Consider the following 749-nt stretch of genomic DNA (forward strand, 5'->3'; position numbering starts at 1 on the left):
AACGGAGAGTTTGATCCTGGCTCAGGACGAACGCTGGCGGCGTGCTTAACACATGCAAGTCGAGCGGAAAGGCCCTTCGGGGTACTCGAGCGGCGAACGGGTGAGTAACACGTGAGTAACCTGCCCCTAGCTCTGGGATAAGCCCGGGAAACTGGGTCTAATACCGGATATGACCATTACCCGCATGGGTCGATGGTGGAAAGTTTTTCGGCTGGGGATGGACTCGCGGCCTATCAGCTTGTTGGTGGGGTGATGGCCTACCAAGGCGACGACGGGTAGCCGGCCTGAGAGGGCGACCGGCCACACTGGGACTGAGACACGGCCCAGACTCCTACGGGAGGCAGCAGTGGGGAATATTGCGCAATGGGCGGAAGCCTGACGCAGCGACGCCGCGTGGGGGATGAAGGCCTTCGGGTTGTAAACCTCTTTCACCACCGACGAAGCGAAAGTGACGGTAGGTGGGGAAGAAGCGCCGGCTAACTACGTGCCAGCAGCCGCGGTAATACGTAGGGCGCAAGCGTTGTCCGGAATTATTGGGCGTAAAGAGCTCGTAGGCGGTCCGTCACGTCTGCCGTGAAAACCCGAGGCTTAACCTCGGGCCTGCGGTGGATACGGGCGAACTAGAGGTAGGTAGGGGAGAACGGAATTCCCGGTGTAGCGGTGAAATGCGCAGATATCGGGAGGAACACCGGTGGCGAAGGCGGTTCTCTGGGCCTTACCTGACGCTGAGGAGCGAAAGCGTGGGGAGC

General features: G+C 60.5%; 1 rRNA gene. It reads left to right on the forward strand.

The features are described from left to right. Positions 1-749: ribosomal RNA gene (locus tag ABD978_RS43670) — 16S ribosomal RNA — on the forward strand; the annotation flags it as partial.

Origin of the sequence: Actinoallomurus liliacearum (genome assembly GCF_039542035.1) — a bacterium.
Classification (GTDB): Bacteria; Actinomycetota; Actinomycetes; order Streptosporangiales; family Streptosporangiaceae; genus Actinoallomurus; species Actinoallomurus liliacearum.